The following is a 16,371-nucleotide window of genomic DNA, read 5'->3' on the forward strand; positions in this document are numbered from 1 at the left end:
CCTGCGTGTTCTTCTCCAACACCCGGAATCCGTGAGGGGCTTTGACGTGGGCGTAGGCAGAGAAGGTACGACCATCGCCGTAGTGGGGATCGGATGCCGGTTCCCCCAAGCCGAGAGCGTTGAGGAGTACTGGTCCAACCTTGTCGGGAACAAGGACTGCATCACGCCCATCCCGCCCGAGCGCTTCGACGTCGAGGCCGTCTACGCGCCTCAACCGGGGACGCCCGGACGGACGGTGAGCCGGTACGGCGGCTTCCTGAACGACCCCTTCGCCTTCGACCCGGGGTTCTTCGGAATCTCTCCGGCCGAAGCGGCCAGCATGGATCCCCAGCACCGGCTCCTGCTCCCGGTGGTGCGAGAGGCCCTCGAAGGTGCGGGCATCCGCCCGAGTGCGCTCGCGGGAACGACCGCGGGCGTGTACATAGGCCAGGCCACGGCCGACTACGCGCACGAAAGCCGCGTCGAGACCCATGACCTGCGCGAAGCCACCGGAAGCCACATCCGGGCCATGGGCTCCGGGCGCGTCTCCTACGACCTGGATCTCCGTGGGCCCAGCCTGACGGTCGACACCGCCTGCTCCTCCTCGCTGGTAGCCGTGCACATGGCACGACAGGGGCTGCTCGCGGGGGAAACCGATCTCGCCATCGCCGGTGGCGTCAATCTCATCCTGTCGCCGCTCGACGCGGTGGCCTACTCACAGGCCGCGATGCTCTCGCCGGAGGGACGCTGCAAGTTCGGGGACAGCGCCGCCAACGGCTTCGTGCGCAGCGAGGGCATCGGCGTAGTGGTCCTGGCCCGGCTGGCCGATGCCGAGAGGGCCGGATATCCGGTCCTGGCGCTGCTCAAGGGAAGCGCGGTCACCAATGACGGGCGCGACAGCGGGTCCCTGATCAAGCCCGCGGAGTCGGGCCAGGTCACCTTGGTGGAGAGGGCGTGCAGGGCCGCGGGCGTCACCCCGGAGGAGCTCGACTACATCGAGGCCCATGGCACGGGGACGCCGGTCGGTGACGCGGTGGAGCTGCGCGCTCTGGCCACCATCGCCCGGAGGCGCGGCCCACAGCACGGCCCGCTCAGGACGGGGTCGGTGAAGTCCAACATCGGACACACCGAAGCGGCCGCCGGAATAGCCGGGTTGATCAAGGCGGTCCTGATCGCCCACCACGGGGTCATTCCCGGCTCGCTGCACTTCCGGGACCCTCAGCCCGCGGTGGCCGACGCGGGCGGCGCGGTACAGGTCGTGGCTCACAACGAGGCGCCGGCCGCCGGAGGCAAGCGCGCTCTCGTCGGAGTCAGTTCCTTCGGGCTGTCCGGAACCAACGCCCATGTCGTCGTCGCCGCGGCCGCGCCCGGGGAAGCGGGCATGCCGCACGACCGCACGGAACTCCCCCCGGACAGGCCCACGCATCTGCTCGTGCTCAGCGCACGGTCCCGCGCGGCGCTCCTTCGCCTGGCGGGCGACTACGCCGCCCATCTCTCGCCGGGCGGTCCCGGCAACGAGCTGCCGTTGTGGGACGTCTGCGCGACGGCCGCGCTCCATCGCGACGCGCACCCGTACCGGCTGTGGGCCACGGGCGCCGATCACGACGAGATGGCACAGGCCCTCCGGACGTTGGCCCAGGACGGGGACACCGACCGGGCGGGCCTGGGCGAAGCGGGTTTCGGATCCGGCAAACGCACGGTGTTCGTGTTCCCCGGGCAGGGATCGCAATGGGCCGGCATGGGGCAGTCCCTGTTGAGCTCCACCCCGGCGTTCAAGGCGGCGATCGCCGCATGCGACGCGATCGTCCGGGCCGAGACGGGCCTTTCGGTGACGAAGTCGCTCACCGACGGGACCATCGGTGACGACATCGCCGAGGTCCAGCCGATCCTGTGGGCCATGGAAGTGGCGCTTGCCGCCACATGGCAGGACATGGGCGTCGATCCGGCGGTGTGCGTCGGCCACAGCATGGGAGAGGTGGCGGCTGCGGCCGTGACCGGTGCGCTGTCACCGGCGGACGCCGCCGCGGTCATCTGCCGGCGGAGCACGCTGATGCGTCGCACCGTGGGGCAGGGAGCGATGATGTCGGTGGAGGTGTCCGCCGAGCAGGCCCGGGACTTCATCGACGCCGAGAAGGACGTATGCGTCGCGGCCGAGAACGCGCCGTCGTCCACGATCCTGGCCGGCGATGCCGCGGCCCTGCGCCGCATCGGCCGGCGCCTGGACGAGGTCGGTGTCTTCCACCGGATCGTCCGCGTCAATGTGGCGTCCCACTCGCCCGCCATGGATCCGCTCCGCGACGACCTGCTCGCCGCGCTGGCGGGACTCAGGCCCGGTGACGGTGCGGTTCCGCTCTACTCCACCGCCCGCGACGCCCTGCTCGCGGGGGCCGAGCTGAACGCCGGGTACTGGATGGAGAATCTGCGGCAGCCCGTACGGTTCCTCGACGGCATCCGGCGCCTGGTGAAGGAGGGGGACAACGCCTTCGTCGAGGTCAGTCCCCATGCCGTTCTCCAGATGGCGATCGATGACATCGCGCGGGAGGCGGGTGCCGCATCCTGTGCCGTCGCCTCCACCACGCGTGAATCGCGGGACGAGTCTCTTGCCCTGGCCCGGTCCCTGGGCGCCTTCTTCGCCATGGGCGGGAAGGTCGACTGGGAACGCTGGTTCAGGGGGAAGGCGCGGCAGGTGGCTCTGCCGCGGTACGCGTGGGACCGCGAAGTCCTCCGTCGTGAAGCAGCCGCCCCCCGCACTCCGGACGAAGCCGGCAGCCGGATCACCGACATCACCATGGACCTCACGGACGCGACGGTGGCCCTGCACGGCCTCGAAGCCATTCCCCCGGTGGTTCATCTCGCCGCACTTCACGAAGCGGTGAGCACCACGGCCGGCGCGGGCACGGTCACGCTGGAACGGGCGGAGGTCAAGGAGGTGGTCGGACCGTCCGGGGAGGGCGAAACGACCCTGCGGGTCCGGGTGAGGACCACAGGCAGCAGGATGACGGCCACGGTTCACCCGGCGCATGACGCCGGGCGGACGGCCCTGGCTGCCGACGTCCACGTCGAGGACGGACAAGCCCCCGACCAGCAGCAGTCGTTACGGCAGCTGGATGCCGCCCTCGCCCGGTGCCAGACTCCGCGCACATCGGCGCAGTTCGCGGAAGACCTCGTCGGTCGTGGGTACACCATCGGTTCCCGGGTGCAGACCCTGCAACGCCTGTGGCGCCGGGACGGCGAGGCCGTCGCCCTCGTCCGAAGCCCCCACGGCTCACCGCACGCCGCATGGGAGAGCTGCCTGCTGGTGCTCCTCTCCTGCACGGCGAACGACGCGTACGTCGTCGCCTCCTTCGGGCGCGTCCGGTTCCATCGCCCTCTCACGGGTGAGGTCTGGGTACGCGCGCTGGTGACCACCAAGGACTCCGGCCGGACTGCCGTGGGCCATGTGTCGGTGCTCGATTCGCAGGGCCGGCGGGTGGCCGACTTCGCAGGCGTCGAGCTGCGCCGCGTCGAACCCGTACCCCTTGGGGGAGCCCTCAGCAGAGACGTTTTTTCAAACACGGTCCGCAGGTCTGTCCGACGACTGGTGTCGTCCGCTCGTACGTTGCGGAGGCCGCACCCCGTACGACCACGCCGCCCGCGAGCGGTGGCCGGGTTCACCGCACCGGCGACCCGCTCCGCGGGAATGCCGGAGAGCGGGCCGACCGGTTCGCTGGGCGCGATTCCCGCCCAGCGCGCCAACGACGAGCCGCTGCCGGCCAGTGCGCCCGGGGACACGGGCGCCCTGTTCCTGACCCAGGCTTCGCAGGTGCTGGGGGTCCCCTCCGAACGGCTGGACCTGCGCCGGTCCCTCCGGGACTACGGGATCGACTCCCTGAGCGCGGCGAAACTGCGCATCAGCTTCCGGAGCGCCACCGATCGAGACATCTCGCTCTCCCGCCTGTTGAGCGACAGCGCCCTGAGAGACCTGGTCTCAGAGGTGAACTCCCTCCAGCCCACTCCCTGAGTTCGAATCACCCCAGGTGACGAGGCATGAGCGCATCCCTCCTTGGTAAACTCTAGAACAAAGCTGCACTGCTCGTCATTCATGGATCGTGATACAAGTGAGCATGCTGTACGTGCACGGTCCGGCTGCCCCGCGACACCGCGACCCGCGGTAGCCGGACCCGCGCACCCCGCCCCCCGCGCGCTACTGGAGTTCAAGATGGTCGAGACGATTTCTCCCGCTACGGCGCAACCGCAGGGGCGCCGGGAACGCAACAAGATGCGCGTCAAGAACGGCATCTACGAAGCCGCCCTGGAGCTGTTCACCCAGCAGGGCTACGACCAGACCACGGTCGAAGAGATCACCGAACGGGCCGACGTGGCGCGCGGTACCTTCTTCAACCACTTCCAGCGCAAGGAAGACATCATCGGCGAGTGGAGCGAGCGACGGCGCGTCCGGTTGCGCGAGGGCCTGACCTCCGAAGGGCTTGAGAACCGCGAGGGCGTCGACGTCCGCCACACCCTGTTGCGCTGTATGAGCATCCTCGCGCAGATCACACTTGCCAGCTCGGCCCAGACCAGAGCCCTGCTGACGGCCTGGGTGCGCTCGGGAGCGCCCTTGCACGAAGAGCCGCACACCGCGCACATGTTCAGCCACTTCATCAAGGAGGGCCAGAAGGGCGGCGAGATCCCGCAGAGCATCGACACCCAGCTGGCGGGCCAGCTGCTGCGGGACATCTACCTCGGCACCCTGTTCCGCTGGGCCCACAAGCCCGCCGACCAGGGCGACCTGGAAGCCGAGCTGAAGGCCGCCTGCAACGTGCTGATAAGCGGACTCCTCTCCGACTGAGCCGGCGCGCTCCGCGCGACCTCCGGAGCCCCGGGCGACGTAAACGTCACCCGGGGCTCCGTGGTTCCCGCCCCCTTTCCCAGCACTCGGATGGGGGTAAGTTCTCAGCCAACCCACTGTCCATTGCGGTCCATAGATTGACTGCGGTACATAAGACATCTTACAGTCCTCAGGGAGCGTTCAACCGATCGAATCCATACACCTCAGACAAGGAGGAGCTCCGTGTCCGACCACCGTTCAGGCGCCCGTCCGAGCGCAGTGGCCATGACTGTGGGGCTGACCCTGCTGGCCCTCAACCTGCGGCCCGCCATCGGCAGCGTTTCCCCCCTACTCGACGACATTCAGGAGTCCGTTGGGCTGTCCGACTCGGCGGTGAGCGTGCTCACCACACTGCCGGTCGTGTGCCTGGGCATCTTCGCCGCGGTGTCTCCCGCTCTGTCCCGCCGCATGGGCACCCCCCGCGCCCTGGTGCTGGGCTTCCTCTTCCTGATCGCCGGGATTCTCGTCCGGCTCGACGAGGCCGCCTGGGCACTGTTCCTCGGCACCACTCTGGCCGGCGCCGGACTCGCCATCGGCAACGTGCTGATGCCGGCCGTCATCAAGAGCGTCTTCCCCGACCGCGTGCGCCTGTACACCGGCATCGGCACCGCGGTGCTCAGCGCGGGCGCCGCACTGGCGGCGGGCGTGGCCGTCCCGCTTCGCAACGCCACCGACAGCTGGAGCGGCTCCCTCGCCCTGTGGGTCATCCCCGCCGCGCTCGGCCTCATCGTGTGGCTTCCCCTCGCGCGCCGCAGCGAACGCCCCGCTCCCGCCACCGGTTCCACGGCCGGCGGGTCCCTGCTGGGCGACGCCATGGCATGGCAGGTCACCGGCTACCTGGCGCTGCGCGCACTGGCCTACTTCACGGCGCTGGGGTGGCTGCCCACGATCCTCGCCGACCTGGGATACAGCAACGCCACCTCCGGTGCGCTGCTGTCCGTGGCCATGCTGGTGAGCGTGCCGGGAGCGCTCTTCGCCCCGATCCTCGTCGGGCGCAAGGGAACCGCCCCCATCGTCACCGTCATCGCCGTCGCCGGCGCGGTCAGCCTGCTGGGTCTGCTCTGGCTGCCGGGTATCGCCGCCCTGTGGGTCGCGATCCTGGGCATCACCCTGGGGGCCGGACACGCCATGGCCCTCACCCTGATCGGGCTTCGGTCGCCCAGTCCTCAGGTCGCGGCCCAGCTCTCGGGCATGGTGCAGACCATCGGCTACCTCGTCGGCGGTATCGCGGGGCCGCTTCTGCTGGGCCTGCTGCACGGCGCCACCGACGGCTGGACGGTCTCGCTCGTCCTGCTGGCCGCCTTCACGCTGCCCGAACTGGTCCTCGGCCTGCGCTCCAGCCGCGACAAGGCCGTGCGCCCGCGTTCCCGTCAGACCAGTACCCCGAGCCGGCAGACGACCCAGCCGCCCGCGCTCGTCGACTGATCACTCCTCCCCTCTCAAGGAGAAACTCATGTATCACGTTGCCGTTGCCTTCGATGTACAGGCCGACCGGCGCGACGAGTTCATCGCCGCCTGTCACGCGGACGCACGGGACTCCGCGGTGGACGAGCCGTTCACCCAGCGGTTCGAGCTGGTGGTGGACGAGAACGACCCCAACCGCTTCTACCTGGACGAGGTGTACGACGACGCGGCCGCCTTCGACAAGCACGCGGCCGGTCCGCACTTCGCCAAGTTCTTCGAGCGGATCGGGCACATCGCCGAGGGCCCCACATGGCTGATCCGCGGCACCCGGATCGTGGACCCCACCGCGTCCTGACCCGCTCGGCATCGGCGGTCGGCCGAAGCCGAAGGCGCCACGAAGCCTTTCGCTCCGGCCGGCCGCCGCCCCTCTATCCGCCCCTCACTTCCCAAGGAGACGCTTGTTATGTGCAGCCCCAAGGTCATGGAGCAGGTGTACGGAGAAGCCGGCCACAGCTGCTCCGATCACTCCGCCGACTCCCAGGACCAGCAGCAGACGGGCGGACGGACCAGCAGCGCCACTCCCCTCATCAGGGGGAGCCGGGTCAGCGATCTCACGCACACCTTCGGCAACGACTTCCCCGTTCTGGAGCCGATCGTCCTCAAGCCGAACATCGACCACTTCGCGGATGTCGCCGGCGAGGGCTTCAACGCCAACAAGCTGGAGATCGACGAGCACACCGGCACCCATGTGGACGGCCCCGCGCACCTCGAAGACGGGCCGATGTACACCGATGAGATCCCGATCGACCGCTTCATCGCCCCGCTCTGCGTCATCCGTATAGCGGACCGCGTCGCGAAGGATCACGACGCCACGCTCACCGCGGACGACATCCTCAAGTGGGAGAGCCGGTACGGCCGGATTCCCCAGGGCGCCCTGGTCGTCATGGACTCGGGATGGTGCGACCGGATCAACACCCCCGGTGCCTACATCAACCGGGACTCCGCAGGCGTGCCGCACTTCCCCGGCCTGGGTTTCGACGCGGCGGAGATGCTGGTCGCCGAGCGTTCGATCGTCGCCGCCGGCACCGACACCCCCAGCCTCGACGCCTCGAAGAACCTCCAGGTGGACGACCCGGGAGCACACCGCATCATCCTGGGAGACATGCGCTACGGGGTGGAGAACATCGCGAACCTGGCCACCGTTCCCGAGCTCGGCGCCACCGCTGTCGTCGGACTCATCAAACACCGCAAGGGCTTTGCCGGGCCCTGCCGTGTGTTCGGCATCCACTAAAACCGCTGACAGGCCCCCGCGACCATGTGCCCGAGTACTGAACTGCACCACGCTCTTTCAGCCGCCGCCCAAGGGGCGGATGCCGCGGACCTCAACGGCCGGCTCGCGCCGGAGACCGTGGCGGCACTGACGGACGCCGGCTTCCCCCAGCTCTTCACGCCACCCGGATGGGGTGGTGCCGGCGGGACCTTCTCCACCCTGGTCACCGCGGTCGCGGCCGTTGGTGAAGGCTGCACGTCCGCCGCATGGGTCGCGGCGGTCTTCGCCAACTTCGGCCGGCTCGCCGGGTTCCTGCCCCACGCAGGGCAACGGAGAATCTGGGGCCACCGCGCGGACGTCCGTCTGGTCGGCGCGGTGGCCCCCACCGGACGAGCCCTGCCGGCACCAGGAGGCTGGATTCTCTCCGGGAGCTGGCAGTACGTCAGCGGGGCCTCCTTCTCCCACTGGGCACTGCTCGCCGCGCAGGTGACCGGGGACGGCACCGGACACACGAGGTTCTTCGCTGTTCCCCGGCACCAGTACGAACTCACCGGCACCTGGTCGGCCCCGGGTATGCGGGGTACGGGCAGTGACACGGTCGGGACCAACGAGGTCTTCGTACCGGAGGAGCTGTCCTTCCCCCAGCTGACGGCCGGCACCGGTACGGCCTCGGAACACCCCTGGCTGGCCGCACCGTCCAGAGCGGTGACCCCCCTGTGTTTCGTGGCACCGGCGCTGGGAGCCGCGACCGCGGCCCTGTCGGCCTGGGCGGACCGGGTCCGGAAGGCGGAGACCGCCGGAAGGACAGCCACGGACGCCACGCGCATCGCGCTCGCCCGGTCCCTGGGCGAAGTGGATGCCGCGCGGCTGCTCATGGACCGGGCGGCCGCTGTCGCCGACAGCGGTTGCGCCGGCCGCTTCGACGTCGTACGCAACGCCCGGGACGCGGCCTTGGCGACCGACCTGATCTCCGCATCCGTGGGCCGCCTGTACAGGCTGATCGGCACCAGCGGACAGGCGGAACCCCGCTTTCAGCGCCCATGGCGCGACATCACCACCGCGGCCGGGCACGCACTCCTCGGCTTCGAAGCCGCCGGCCGCTCCTACACAGACGAGTTGATCAAACCCCCGAGGGCGCCGCACGGCGTCCGTCGAGACGCAAGGAGCCATTGTGAGTGACACAGAGCGGACCTATGCACTGGTCACGGGAGCCAACAAGGGGCTGGGCCGCGAAGTGGCACGCCGGCTGGGGCTCCGGGGCATGACCGTGCTCGCAAGCGCCCGTGACCGTTCCCGGGGTACGCAGACCGTGGAGGAGCTGCGGCAGTCCGGTATCGACGCCCACTTCGTTCAGCTCGACGTCACCGACGAGGCATCCGTCTCAGCGGCCGCCGAGCACGTAGCACGCGAATTCGGCCGGCTCGACGTGCTCGTCAACAACGCGGGCGTCGTCGAGGACGACATCGCTCCGAGCGCGACGACGTCCGCTCTCGCCGAGCGGATCTACCGCACCAACGTGTTCGGCGTCATCTCCACCACCCATGCCATGCTGCCTCTCCTGCGTGCGTCGGACGCCGGCCGGGTGGTCAACCTCTCCAGCCGGCTAGGCTCACTGGCCAAGGCGGCGGACCTCACGATCCCGCACCGCGCGCTGCTCGCGTACAACTCCTCGAAAGCGGCCCTCAACTCGCTGACGTTGCACTACGCCCGCGAATTCGCCGGAACTCCCCTGAAGGTCAACTCCGCGACACCCGGCTACGTGGCGACCGACCTGAACGACCACCAGGGCACCCGCACCGTCGAGGAGGGTGCGCGCGTGGTCGTGACCCTGGCCACGCTGGACAAGGACGGACCGACCGGCGGATTCTTCGACGAGGACGGACCGGTGGCCTGGTGAGCGGCGCGCCGAACGCCGCCCCTGCGGCCGGAACTCCGAGGGAACTCTACGGTGAGACCCTCTTCGTCCGGGACACGCCGGAGCGTCAGAGGCTGAGGCTGCTGGGGGAGGTCTTCGACCCCTACTCCACCAAGGCGTTGACGGAGATCGGCGTGCACCCGGGCACACGGTGTCTCGAAATCGGGGCCGGGGGCGGCTCCATGGCGCGCTGGCTGTGCGGACAGGCCACCTCGTCAGTGGTCGTGGCCACCGATCTCGACGTCTCAGCGCTCGAAGCCGGCCGGCGGGCCAATCTCCTGCCCATGGTCCACGACGTCACACGGGACACCTTCCCGGACGAGTCCTTCGACCTCGTGCACGCACGGTTCGTGCTCAACCACCTCCCCGAGCGGGACCAGGTGCTGAAGCGCGTCGTCAGGTGGCTGCGTCCGGGCGGTGTGCTGATGGTCGAGTCGTTCTCGTGGTTCCCCCTCGACAGTTCCCCGAACGCCGCATACCGCAAGGCCATGCTCCGGTGGGGCGACCTGGTGCGGGACACCATCGGTACGGACAGCAGGTGGGCCCGCAACTACCCCGCCAGCCTCGGCCCTTACGGTTTGCGGGGGCTCGGCGCGAAGACGTTCACCCAGCACATCCGCGGCGGTTCCGAGCTCGCCCGCTTCTGGCGGCTCACCGTGGACATGTCGAAACAGCAGCTCCTGGACAAGGGATACCTGTCCGCAGCGGAGTACGAGGACTTCACCAAGTCGACGGAGGATCCGGACTTCTGGGACTTGGCACCCGCCCTCACCCAGGCGTGGGGCCGGAAATGACCGCCGTCCGGCCCCGCCTCGGTCACATCTCGTTCCTGAACAGCTACCCGCTCCTGTGGTCACTGCGCAGGACGGGAATTCTTCCCGGCGTCGCACTGCACATCGACACACCGGACAGGCTGAGCGACGATCTCGTGGCGGGCCGGCTCGACATGGGCCCGATCACCGTGGCCGAATATCTCCGGCACAGCGAAGACCTGCTCCTGCTCCCCGGACTCGCCATCGGCTGCGACGGACCGGTGCTCTCCTGCAACATCGTCAGCAAGGTGCCGTTGCGGGACCTGCACGAGCGCCCGGTGGGCCTGGGCACGACAAGCCGGACCACGGTGCTCCTGGCCCAGCTGCTGCTGGAGGAGCGCCTGGGAGTACGCCCCCGCTACACCTCGTGCGCCCCGACACTGCCCGCCATGATGCGCCATGCCGATGCCGGTGTACTCATCGGCGATGTGGCCCTGCGTACGTATCTGGACGGACCCCGCCTCGGCCTCGACGTCCATGACACCGGTGCGCTGTGGAAGGAGTGGACCGGGCACCCCATGGTGTTCGCGGTCTGGGCGGTGCGCCGGGAGTACGCCGAGCGCCGTCCCGGCGCGGTCGACGAACTGGCCCGGGGCCTCCGACTCGCACGCGCCCACAGCGAAGCCCACCTCGACGCCGTCGCAAGGGATGCCACCATGCTCGGCACCACCGTCGCACCACACCAGGCAGCCGATTACTTCCGGCACCTGTCGTTCAACCTGACGGCACGCCACCTGGACGGCATGCGCGCGTTCGCCCGGCTCGTCGGCGAACGGGGCGCGGTCCCCGTGCACCAGCCGTTCTCGTTCCTGGAGGCCGCCCGACCGGTAGGGAGCGACGTATGAGCACGGCACCTGCCGTCGACCCGGGCACCCGGCCCACGCGGGCTCGTGACCCGCTCGGCCCCCCACTGGCCGGTGTCACGGTCACCGGCACGGCCGCGGGGCAGGCGGGGGCGGTCGCTCTCCGCCACCTCGCCGCACTGGGCGCCCGGTGCCTCCCGGGAACCCGGGGGCTGACGCGGCCGACGCGGGAACACCTCACCGTGGTTCCCCAGGACGGTCTGCCTCCCCTGGTGTGCGAAGTGCTTCCGTTCCCGGACGCGCCGGAATCCCGGCTCGGCGAGACGGCGTTCCAGGCCATGGCCGGCCTGATGGCGGTGAACGGCCGCCAATGGCACGAACCGCGCCGGATACCACTCGATTACGTCGCCACCTGCGCCGGCGTCCTCGCGGTGCAGGGTGTGCTCGCGGCCATGATCGCCAGGCTGCGCGGGGCCCGTACGGCAAGGGTCCGCACGGCCCAGTCGAGTGCGGCGCTGCTGAGCGTCTCGCAATACCTGGCGGCCGCGACCGCTGTGGAAGGGGCGGCAGCGGACGGACCGGAAGCCCGCCCGGACACCAGCGGGACCGGCCCGCCGTTCCTCAGCCGTGACGGGGTCTGGTTCGAACTGGAAACGCTGGACAGCGCCCCGTGGCGCGATTTCTGGGCCGGACTCGGGCTTCGGGGCCGAGAGGTCTCACTCGGCTGGCGGTCCTTCGTCAACCGGTATGCGGCAGCGGTCGCACCGCTGCCCCCGGTCCTGCACCGGACGCTCGGTTCGCACGACTTCACGGACATCGCCGTTGCCGGGGCCCGGACGGGCCTCAGCGTCTGCCGTATTCGTACGACAGCGGAGCGGTACGAAGACGAACAGCCACTCGCGGCGCCATGGCAGCTGCGTCCGATGGGCAGCGGGCGTGCCATCCCGCGCCAGGTCGACGTGCTTCCCACGGCCGGGCAGCCGCTGCGAGGTATCACCGTCGTGGAAGCGACGCGCCGCGTTCAGGGCCCGATGGCCGGGCACATCCTGCACCTGCTCGGCGCACATGTCATACACATAGAGCCCCCGGGCGGCGATCCACAGCGCGGCTCCGAGCCGGTGGTGGGTGACTGTTCCGCCCGGTTCCTCGCCCTGAACGAGGGCAAGAGCGTCGTCGAGGCGGACCTCAAGACCGCTGAGGGGCAGCGCACGGTCCGGGAACTGGCCGCGGACGCCGATGTGTTCCTGCACAACTGGGCGCCGGGCAAGGCGGAGGAGTTCGGGCTCGATGCCGAGGCACTCTGTGCGGCCAACCCGGCCCTGGTTTACGCCCACGCGTCGGGCTGGGGCGCCTCTTCGGCTCCGGATCTCTTTCCCGGTACGGATTTCATGGTCCAGGCCCGGTCCGGTCTGGCCTGGGAGATGGCGGAGGGCGAGGACAAGCCCAGGCCGACACTGATGACGGTGCTCGACGTCCTGGGCGGGCTGGTATCGGCCGAGGGCGTTCTCGGCGGCCTTCTGGCACGCGAACTCGGCGGAGGGCCACAGCGAGTGGACAGTTCCCTGCTGTCCGCGGCATCGGTTCTCCAGCACCGGAAGGCGGTCGACGGATCGCCCGCTCGTGCCGATACCGCATGGGAAGGCCCCTATCGCACGGCGACGGGCCATATCGCCCTGGCGCTGCCGGCCGCCGATGGGCCGAAGCTGTTGGGCGAGGCACTGGACATTCCCGTCACCGTGCCCGGACTGCCGCCGCGTCGCGCCGTCGCCGCCCGCCTGAGGTCCCGTCCGGCGCGGAGCTGGATCGCGGACCTCGGCGGGAACGGGATCGAAGTGGTTCTCGTGCCGGAAGAAGTCGCATCCGTCGCCCGGGAGCCGAAGCTCCGGGCGGATATCCGTCCCGGCCCGTGCGCGTTGGTGGCACCCCCTTGGAGATTTCAGTCATGACCGTGCGGTTTCCCGACCTGGTCCCTTCCGAACTGCGCCGGCGCTGGACGGCCGAGGGTGTCTACCCCGGGCGCCCGCTGTTCGACCTCTTCCTCGCCCATGCGCGTAAACACCCCGGAACACCGGCGGTGGTGGAACCGGACAGCACCACCACTTACGCCGAACTCCTGCGCACAGCACTGGCCTTGGCAGCCGAGCTGAGCGAGCGGGGCATCCGCCCGGGTGACGTGGTCGCGGTCAACCTGGCCAATGGATGGAGAGCACTCGCCGCCGACCTCGCCATCGCGGCGGTAGGTGCCGTCTCCCTTCCCTACCCCCTCGGCCGCAGACGCCAGGACACCATGGCCGTCCTGGGAAAGTCCCGTGCGACCGCGGCACTCATCACCCGTACGGTCGGTGAACAGGACTACGCCCGAACGGTCGACGCGCTTCGGACGGAACTTCCGGAGCTGCGGCACGTCTACGTCGACGGGCGGCCGCTGCCCGGCATGCGGGAGCTGGAGCCGGTGTGGCACCGCCCGGCCCTTCCGTACGACCGCTTCCGGCCGGCAGCACTCGACCCCGACTCGGCGGTGCGCATCGTCGTGTCGTCCGGGACCGAGGCCACTCCCAAACTCGTGGCCTACTCCCACAACGCGCTCGCCGCCAGCCGCGGACGTCTGCTGCGGAACCTGCGTGCCGGCGGTGAAGAGCCTTTCCGGCTTCTCTGCATGGTCCCGCTGGCGTCCGCCTTCGGCTCGGTCGGACTTGCCACACTGTGTGCTCTGGGAGCCACCGTGCTCGTCACTCCACGGTTCGATTCCTCGGTCACGCTGCGCATGGTGGCCGAGCAGCGGCCGACCCATCTCGTGGGCGTGCCCACCATGTATCAGGAGATCCTCACCGACCCGGCTCTTCCGGACACGGACGTGTCCTCGCTGCGTTGTGCCGTCAGCGGTGGCGCCCCGCTCCAGCCGGAGACCGCGGCGCGGATGCGGCGCACCCTGTGTCCCACAGTCACTACCGTGTACGGGTCGGCGGACGGGGTCAACACCCATACGCGGCCCGGGGATCCTGTGGAGGTCGTGGACACCACGGCGGGCCGGCCGGACCCCGCCATCGTGGAACTCAGAATCGTCGACGAGCACGGCGCCGAGGTGCCCGCGGACCACACCGGGGAGATATGGGCACGCGGCCCCATCACACCGCTCTGCTACGTGAACGACCCCGGCCTCAATCACAGATACCGCGCGCCGGGTGGCTGGGTACGCACCGGGGACCTGGGGGCCATGTCCCCCGACGGAAGGCTCCGGCTCACCGGCCGCAAAAAGGACATCGTGATCAGGGCCGGCCTCAATATCAGCCCGGCGGAAGTCGAACTTCACGTCTCGTCCCACCCTGGAGTGGCCGGCGCTGTCTGCCGGGGCGTACCGGACGCACTGCTCGGCGAACGCCTTGCGGTCTTCGTGGTCCCGATGCCGGGGACAAAACCGCTGAGCCTGCCCGCGCTTCACCGCTTTCTCCTCACGGAGCGGGGGCTGGAGCGGGCAAAGCTGCCCGAGATTCTGCGCGTGCTCCCGCGGTTCCCCTTCAACCCGTCAGGAAAGGTGGACCGCAAGCAGCTCGACACCATGGCACTTGACGGCGACAAGAAGGCAGGGCCGCATGAGTTCGCTGTTTGAACCCCTCGGCATACGCTCCCTGGAGATACCCAACCGGGTGTGGATGGCGCCCATGTGCCAGTATTCCGCGCCATCCGCCGGAGAAGACGTCGGAGTCCCGGGCGACTGGCACTTCACCCACCTTTCGACACGAGCGGTGGGCGGTGCGGGGCTGATCATGACCGAAGGCACAGCCGTGTCGGCGGCCGGCCGGATCACCCCGGCGGATCTCGGCCTGTGGAACAACCGCCAACAGGCCGGCTTCCAGCGCATCACACGCTTCCTCCGCGACCTCGGCGCGGTGCCCGGAATCCAACTGACACACGCAGGACGCAAGGCTTCGACGGCCCGCCCCTGGGACGGCGGCCACCCCCTGGATTCGGAGCACGGCGGGTGGCACTCGGTGAGCCCGAGTCCGCTCCCCTACGGAACGGGATATCCCGAACCCGGCGAGCTCACGGTCCACGAGATCCGTAAAGTAGTCGATGAATTCGCCCAGGCGGCACAACGCGCCCTGGCATCCGGTTTTCAAGTGGCCGAGGTGCACGGCGCGCATGGGTACCTGCTCCACCAGTTCCTTTCACCTTTCACCAATCACCGGCAGGACCAGTACGGCGGATCGTTCACAAACAGAATCCGATTCGCATTGGAAGTGGTCGACGCCGTGCGCTCCGTCTGGCCGGACAGTCTTCCCGTGTTCTTCCGCGCGTCTGCCACCGACTGGCTGGATTGCGGCTGGACGGAAGACGACACCGTACAACTCGCTTCCGAACTCCTGGATCATGGCGTGGACCTGCTCGACATTTCCTCCGGAGGAATCGCCCCGGGAATCAGGAAGCCGGTGGCACCGGGCTATCAAGTCCCCTTCTCCACGGCCGTTCGGAACAAAAGCGGCGCACCGGTTTCCGCAGTCGGACTGATCACCGATGCACACCAGGCGGAACACATTGTCGCAACGGGTCGGGCCGATGCGGTGATGCTGGGGAGAGAACTTCTCCGCAACCCGTACTGGCCCCTCCAGGCGGCCGGCGAACTGCGCGAAAATCATAATTGCCCGAAGCCTTATGAAATGGCCCATAAACGATAGTGAACCTCTTTCCCCCCTGAACCCGGATCATCCACCGGCTCCCGCCCGCCATCCGCACCCCCGGCAGCGAACGGGGCTCACCCGCTACACTGGCGCCGGTGCGCTGGCGGATTCCTTAACGTATTCTGCGCGTTTTCGCAGTCGAGAGCACGTGTTGCACCCGGTTCCGACATCACCTGCCACCTGTGCAGGCGGCAGGACAGCTGGCCAGGCCCGAATGCGGCGTAGAACTGCACGTCTTTCACCCGTTGAGCGACGCACCAGTTGCTACTCGAGTACCAGGCGGGCAGCCTCGCAGCATGGACACTCTGCAGACCCCGCAGAAGGCCCCGACCCGTCTGGCCTAGCTGGCCATCCTCGACGACCTCAAGCGCGTCATACTGTGTGCGGCGTGCTGCGGCGGCTGGACCATGCCGCGGGTTCGCGTGAACAATGGCGCCGATTTCCAAGAGACGGCCACAGGGTTCCTAGCCGAACACTTCGGAATTTACCGTCCCAGGTACGGAGACACCTACGGGGTTCACCGCTCCCAAAGTCAAGAGAGCTGGGAGTACGACAATCCTACCGACTCTTACGCCTTCGTAGTGAGAATCAGCCCGCCGCGTACGACGCCATTCAACGCATCTCCCCGGCTCACACGCACTGGAG

Annotated in this window: 12 protein-coding genes; all 12 read left to right on the forward strand. The window is 69.1% G+C overall.

Annotated features, from left to right (window positions below; translation table 11 throughout):
• Positions 1–82: 82 nt before the first annotated feature.
• The 12 genes from OG338_RS11680 (at position 83) to OG338_RS11735 (ending at position 15,723) form a co-directional block, all read left to right on the forward strand.
• Positions 83–3,979 (forward strand): type I polyketide synthase, encoded by a 3,897-nt coding sequence (locus tag OG338_RS11680; RefSeq protein ID WP_405937263.1) that lies wholly within the window; start codon positions 83–85, stop codon positions 3,977–3,979.
• 198 nt (positions 3,980–4,177) lie between these two features.
• Complete coding sequence (locus OG338_RS11685) at positions 4,178–4,807, forward strand: TetR/AcrR family transcriptional regulator (protein ID WP_405937264.1); 630 nt, start codon at positions 4,178–4,180, stop codon at positions 4,805–4,807.
• 264 nt (positions 4,808–5,071) lie between these two features.
• Positions 5,072–6,271 (forward strand): MFS transporter, encoded by a 1,200-nt coding sequence (locus tag OG338_RS11690; RefSeq protein ID WP_405937265.1) that lies wholly within the window; start codon positions 5,072–5,074, stop codon positions 6,269–6,271.
• 28 nt (positions 6,272–6,299) lie between these two features.
• A complete protein-coding gene (locus OG338_RS11695; RefSeq protein WP_405937266.1) occupies positions 6,300–6,605 on the forward strand; it encodes a putative quinol monooxygenase in 306 nt (101 codons plus the stop codon).
• A 108-nt stretch (positions 6,606–6,713) separates the two neighbouring features.
• Positions 6,714–7,541, forward strand: coding sequence for a cyclase family protein (locus tag OG338_RS11700; protein ID WP_405937267.1), 828 nt, complete (start codon positions 6,714–6,716; stop codon positions 7,539–7,541).
• A gap of 117 nt (positions 7,542–7,658) precedes the next feature.
• A complete protein-coding gene (locus tag OG338_RS11705; protein ID WP_405937268.1) occupies positions 7,659–8,699 on the forward strand; it encodes a hydrolase in 1,041 nt (346 codons plus the stop codon).
• A complete protein-coding gene (locus tag OG338_RS11710; protein ID WP_405937269.1) occupies positions 8,692–9,417 on the forward strand; it encodes an SDR family oxidoreductase in 726 nt (241 codons plus the stop codon). Before OG338_RS11705 ends, OG338_RS11710 begins: the two co-directional genes overlap by 8 nt.
• A complete protein-coding gene (locus tag OG338_RS11715) occupies positions 9,414–10,229 on the forward strand; it encodes a class I SAM-dependent methyltransferase (protein WP_405937270.1) in 816 nt (271 codons plus the stop codon). Before OG338_RS11710 ends, OG338_RS11715 begins: the two co-directional genes overlap by 4 nt.
• Positions 10,226–11,092, forward strand: a complete 867-nt coding sequence (locus OG338_RS11720; protein WP_405937271.1) for a menaquinone biosynthetic enzyme MqnA/MqnD family protein — start codon at positions 10,226–10,228, stop codon at positions 11,090–11,092. The genes OG338_RS11715 and OG338_RS11720 overlap by 4 nt, the downstream gene beginning before the upstream one ends.
• Positions 11,093–11,292: 200 nt before the next feature.
• Complete coding sequence (locus tag OG338_RS11725; RefSeq protein ID WP_405937272.1) at positions 11,293–12,996, forward strand: CoA transferase; 1,704 nt, start codon at positions 11,293–11,295, stop codon at positions 12,994–12,996.
• On the forward strand, positions 12,993–14,657 hold the full coding sequence (locus OG338_RS11730; protein WP_405937273.1) for a class I adenylate-forming enzyme family protein: 1,665 nt from the start codon (positions 12,993–12,995) through the stop codon (positions 14,655–14,657). The genes OG338_RS11725 and OG338_RS11730 overlap by 4 nt, the downstream gene beginning before the upstream one ends.
• Positions 14,641–15,723 carry an NADH:flavin oxidoreductase/NADH oxidase gene (locus OG338_RS11735; protein WP_405937274.1) on the forward strand — a complete coding sequence of 361 codons (1,083 nt, stop codon included), beginning with the start codon at positions 14,641–14,643 and terminating at the stop codon, positions 15,721–15,723. Before OG338_RS11730 ends, OG338_RS11735 begins: the two co-directional genes overlap by 17 nt.
• Positions 15,724–16,371: the final 648 nt, after the last annotated feature.

This window comes from Streptomyces sp. NBC_00726 (assembly GCF_045161735.1).
Classification (GTDB): Bacteria; Actinomycetota; Actinomycetes; order Streptomycetales; family Streptomycetaceae; genus Streptomyces.

What these genes read in the sequence shown, in the direction of transcription:
- OG338_RS11735 (WP_405937274.1), top strand. Translation starts at nt 14,641, where the DNA reads ATGAGTTCGCTGTTTGAACCCCTCGGCATACGCTCCCTGGAGATACCC.
- OG338_RS11730 (WP_405937273.1), top strand. Translation starts at nt 12,993, where the DNA reads ATGACCGTGCGGTTTCCCGACCTGGTCCCTTCCGAACTGCGCCGGCGC.
- OG338_RS11690 (WP_405937265.1), top strand. Translation starts at nt 5,072, where the DNA reads ATGACTGTGGGGCTGACCCTGCTGGCCCTCAACCTGCGGCCCGCCATC.
- OG338_RS11700 (WP_405937267.1), top strand. Translation starts at nt 6,714, where the DNA reads ATGTGCAGCCCCAAGGTCATGGAGCAGGTGTACGGAGAAGCCGGCCAC.
- OG338_RS11695 (WP_405937266.1), top strand. Translation starts at nt 6,300, where the DNA reads ATGTATCACGTTGCCGTTGCCTTCGATGTACAGGCCGACCGGCGCGAC.
- OG338_RS11720 (WP_405937271.1), top strand. Translation starts at nt 10,226, where the DNA reads ATGACCGCCGTCCGGCCCCGCCTCGGTCACATCTCGTTCCTGAACAGC.
- OG338_RS11685 (WP_405937264.1), top strand. Translation starts at nt 4,178, where the DNA reads ATGGTCGAGACGATTTCTCCCGCTACGGCGCAACCGCAGGGGCGCCGG.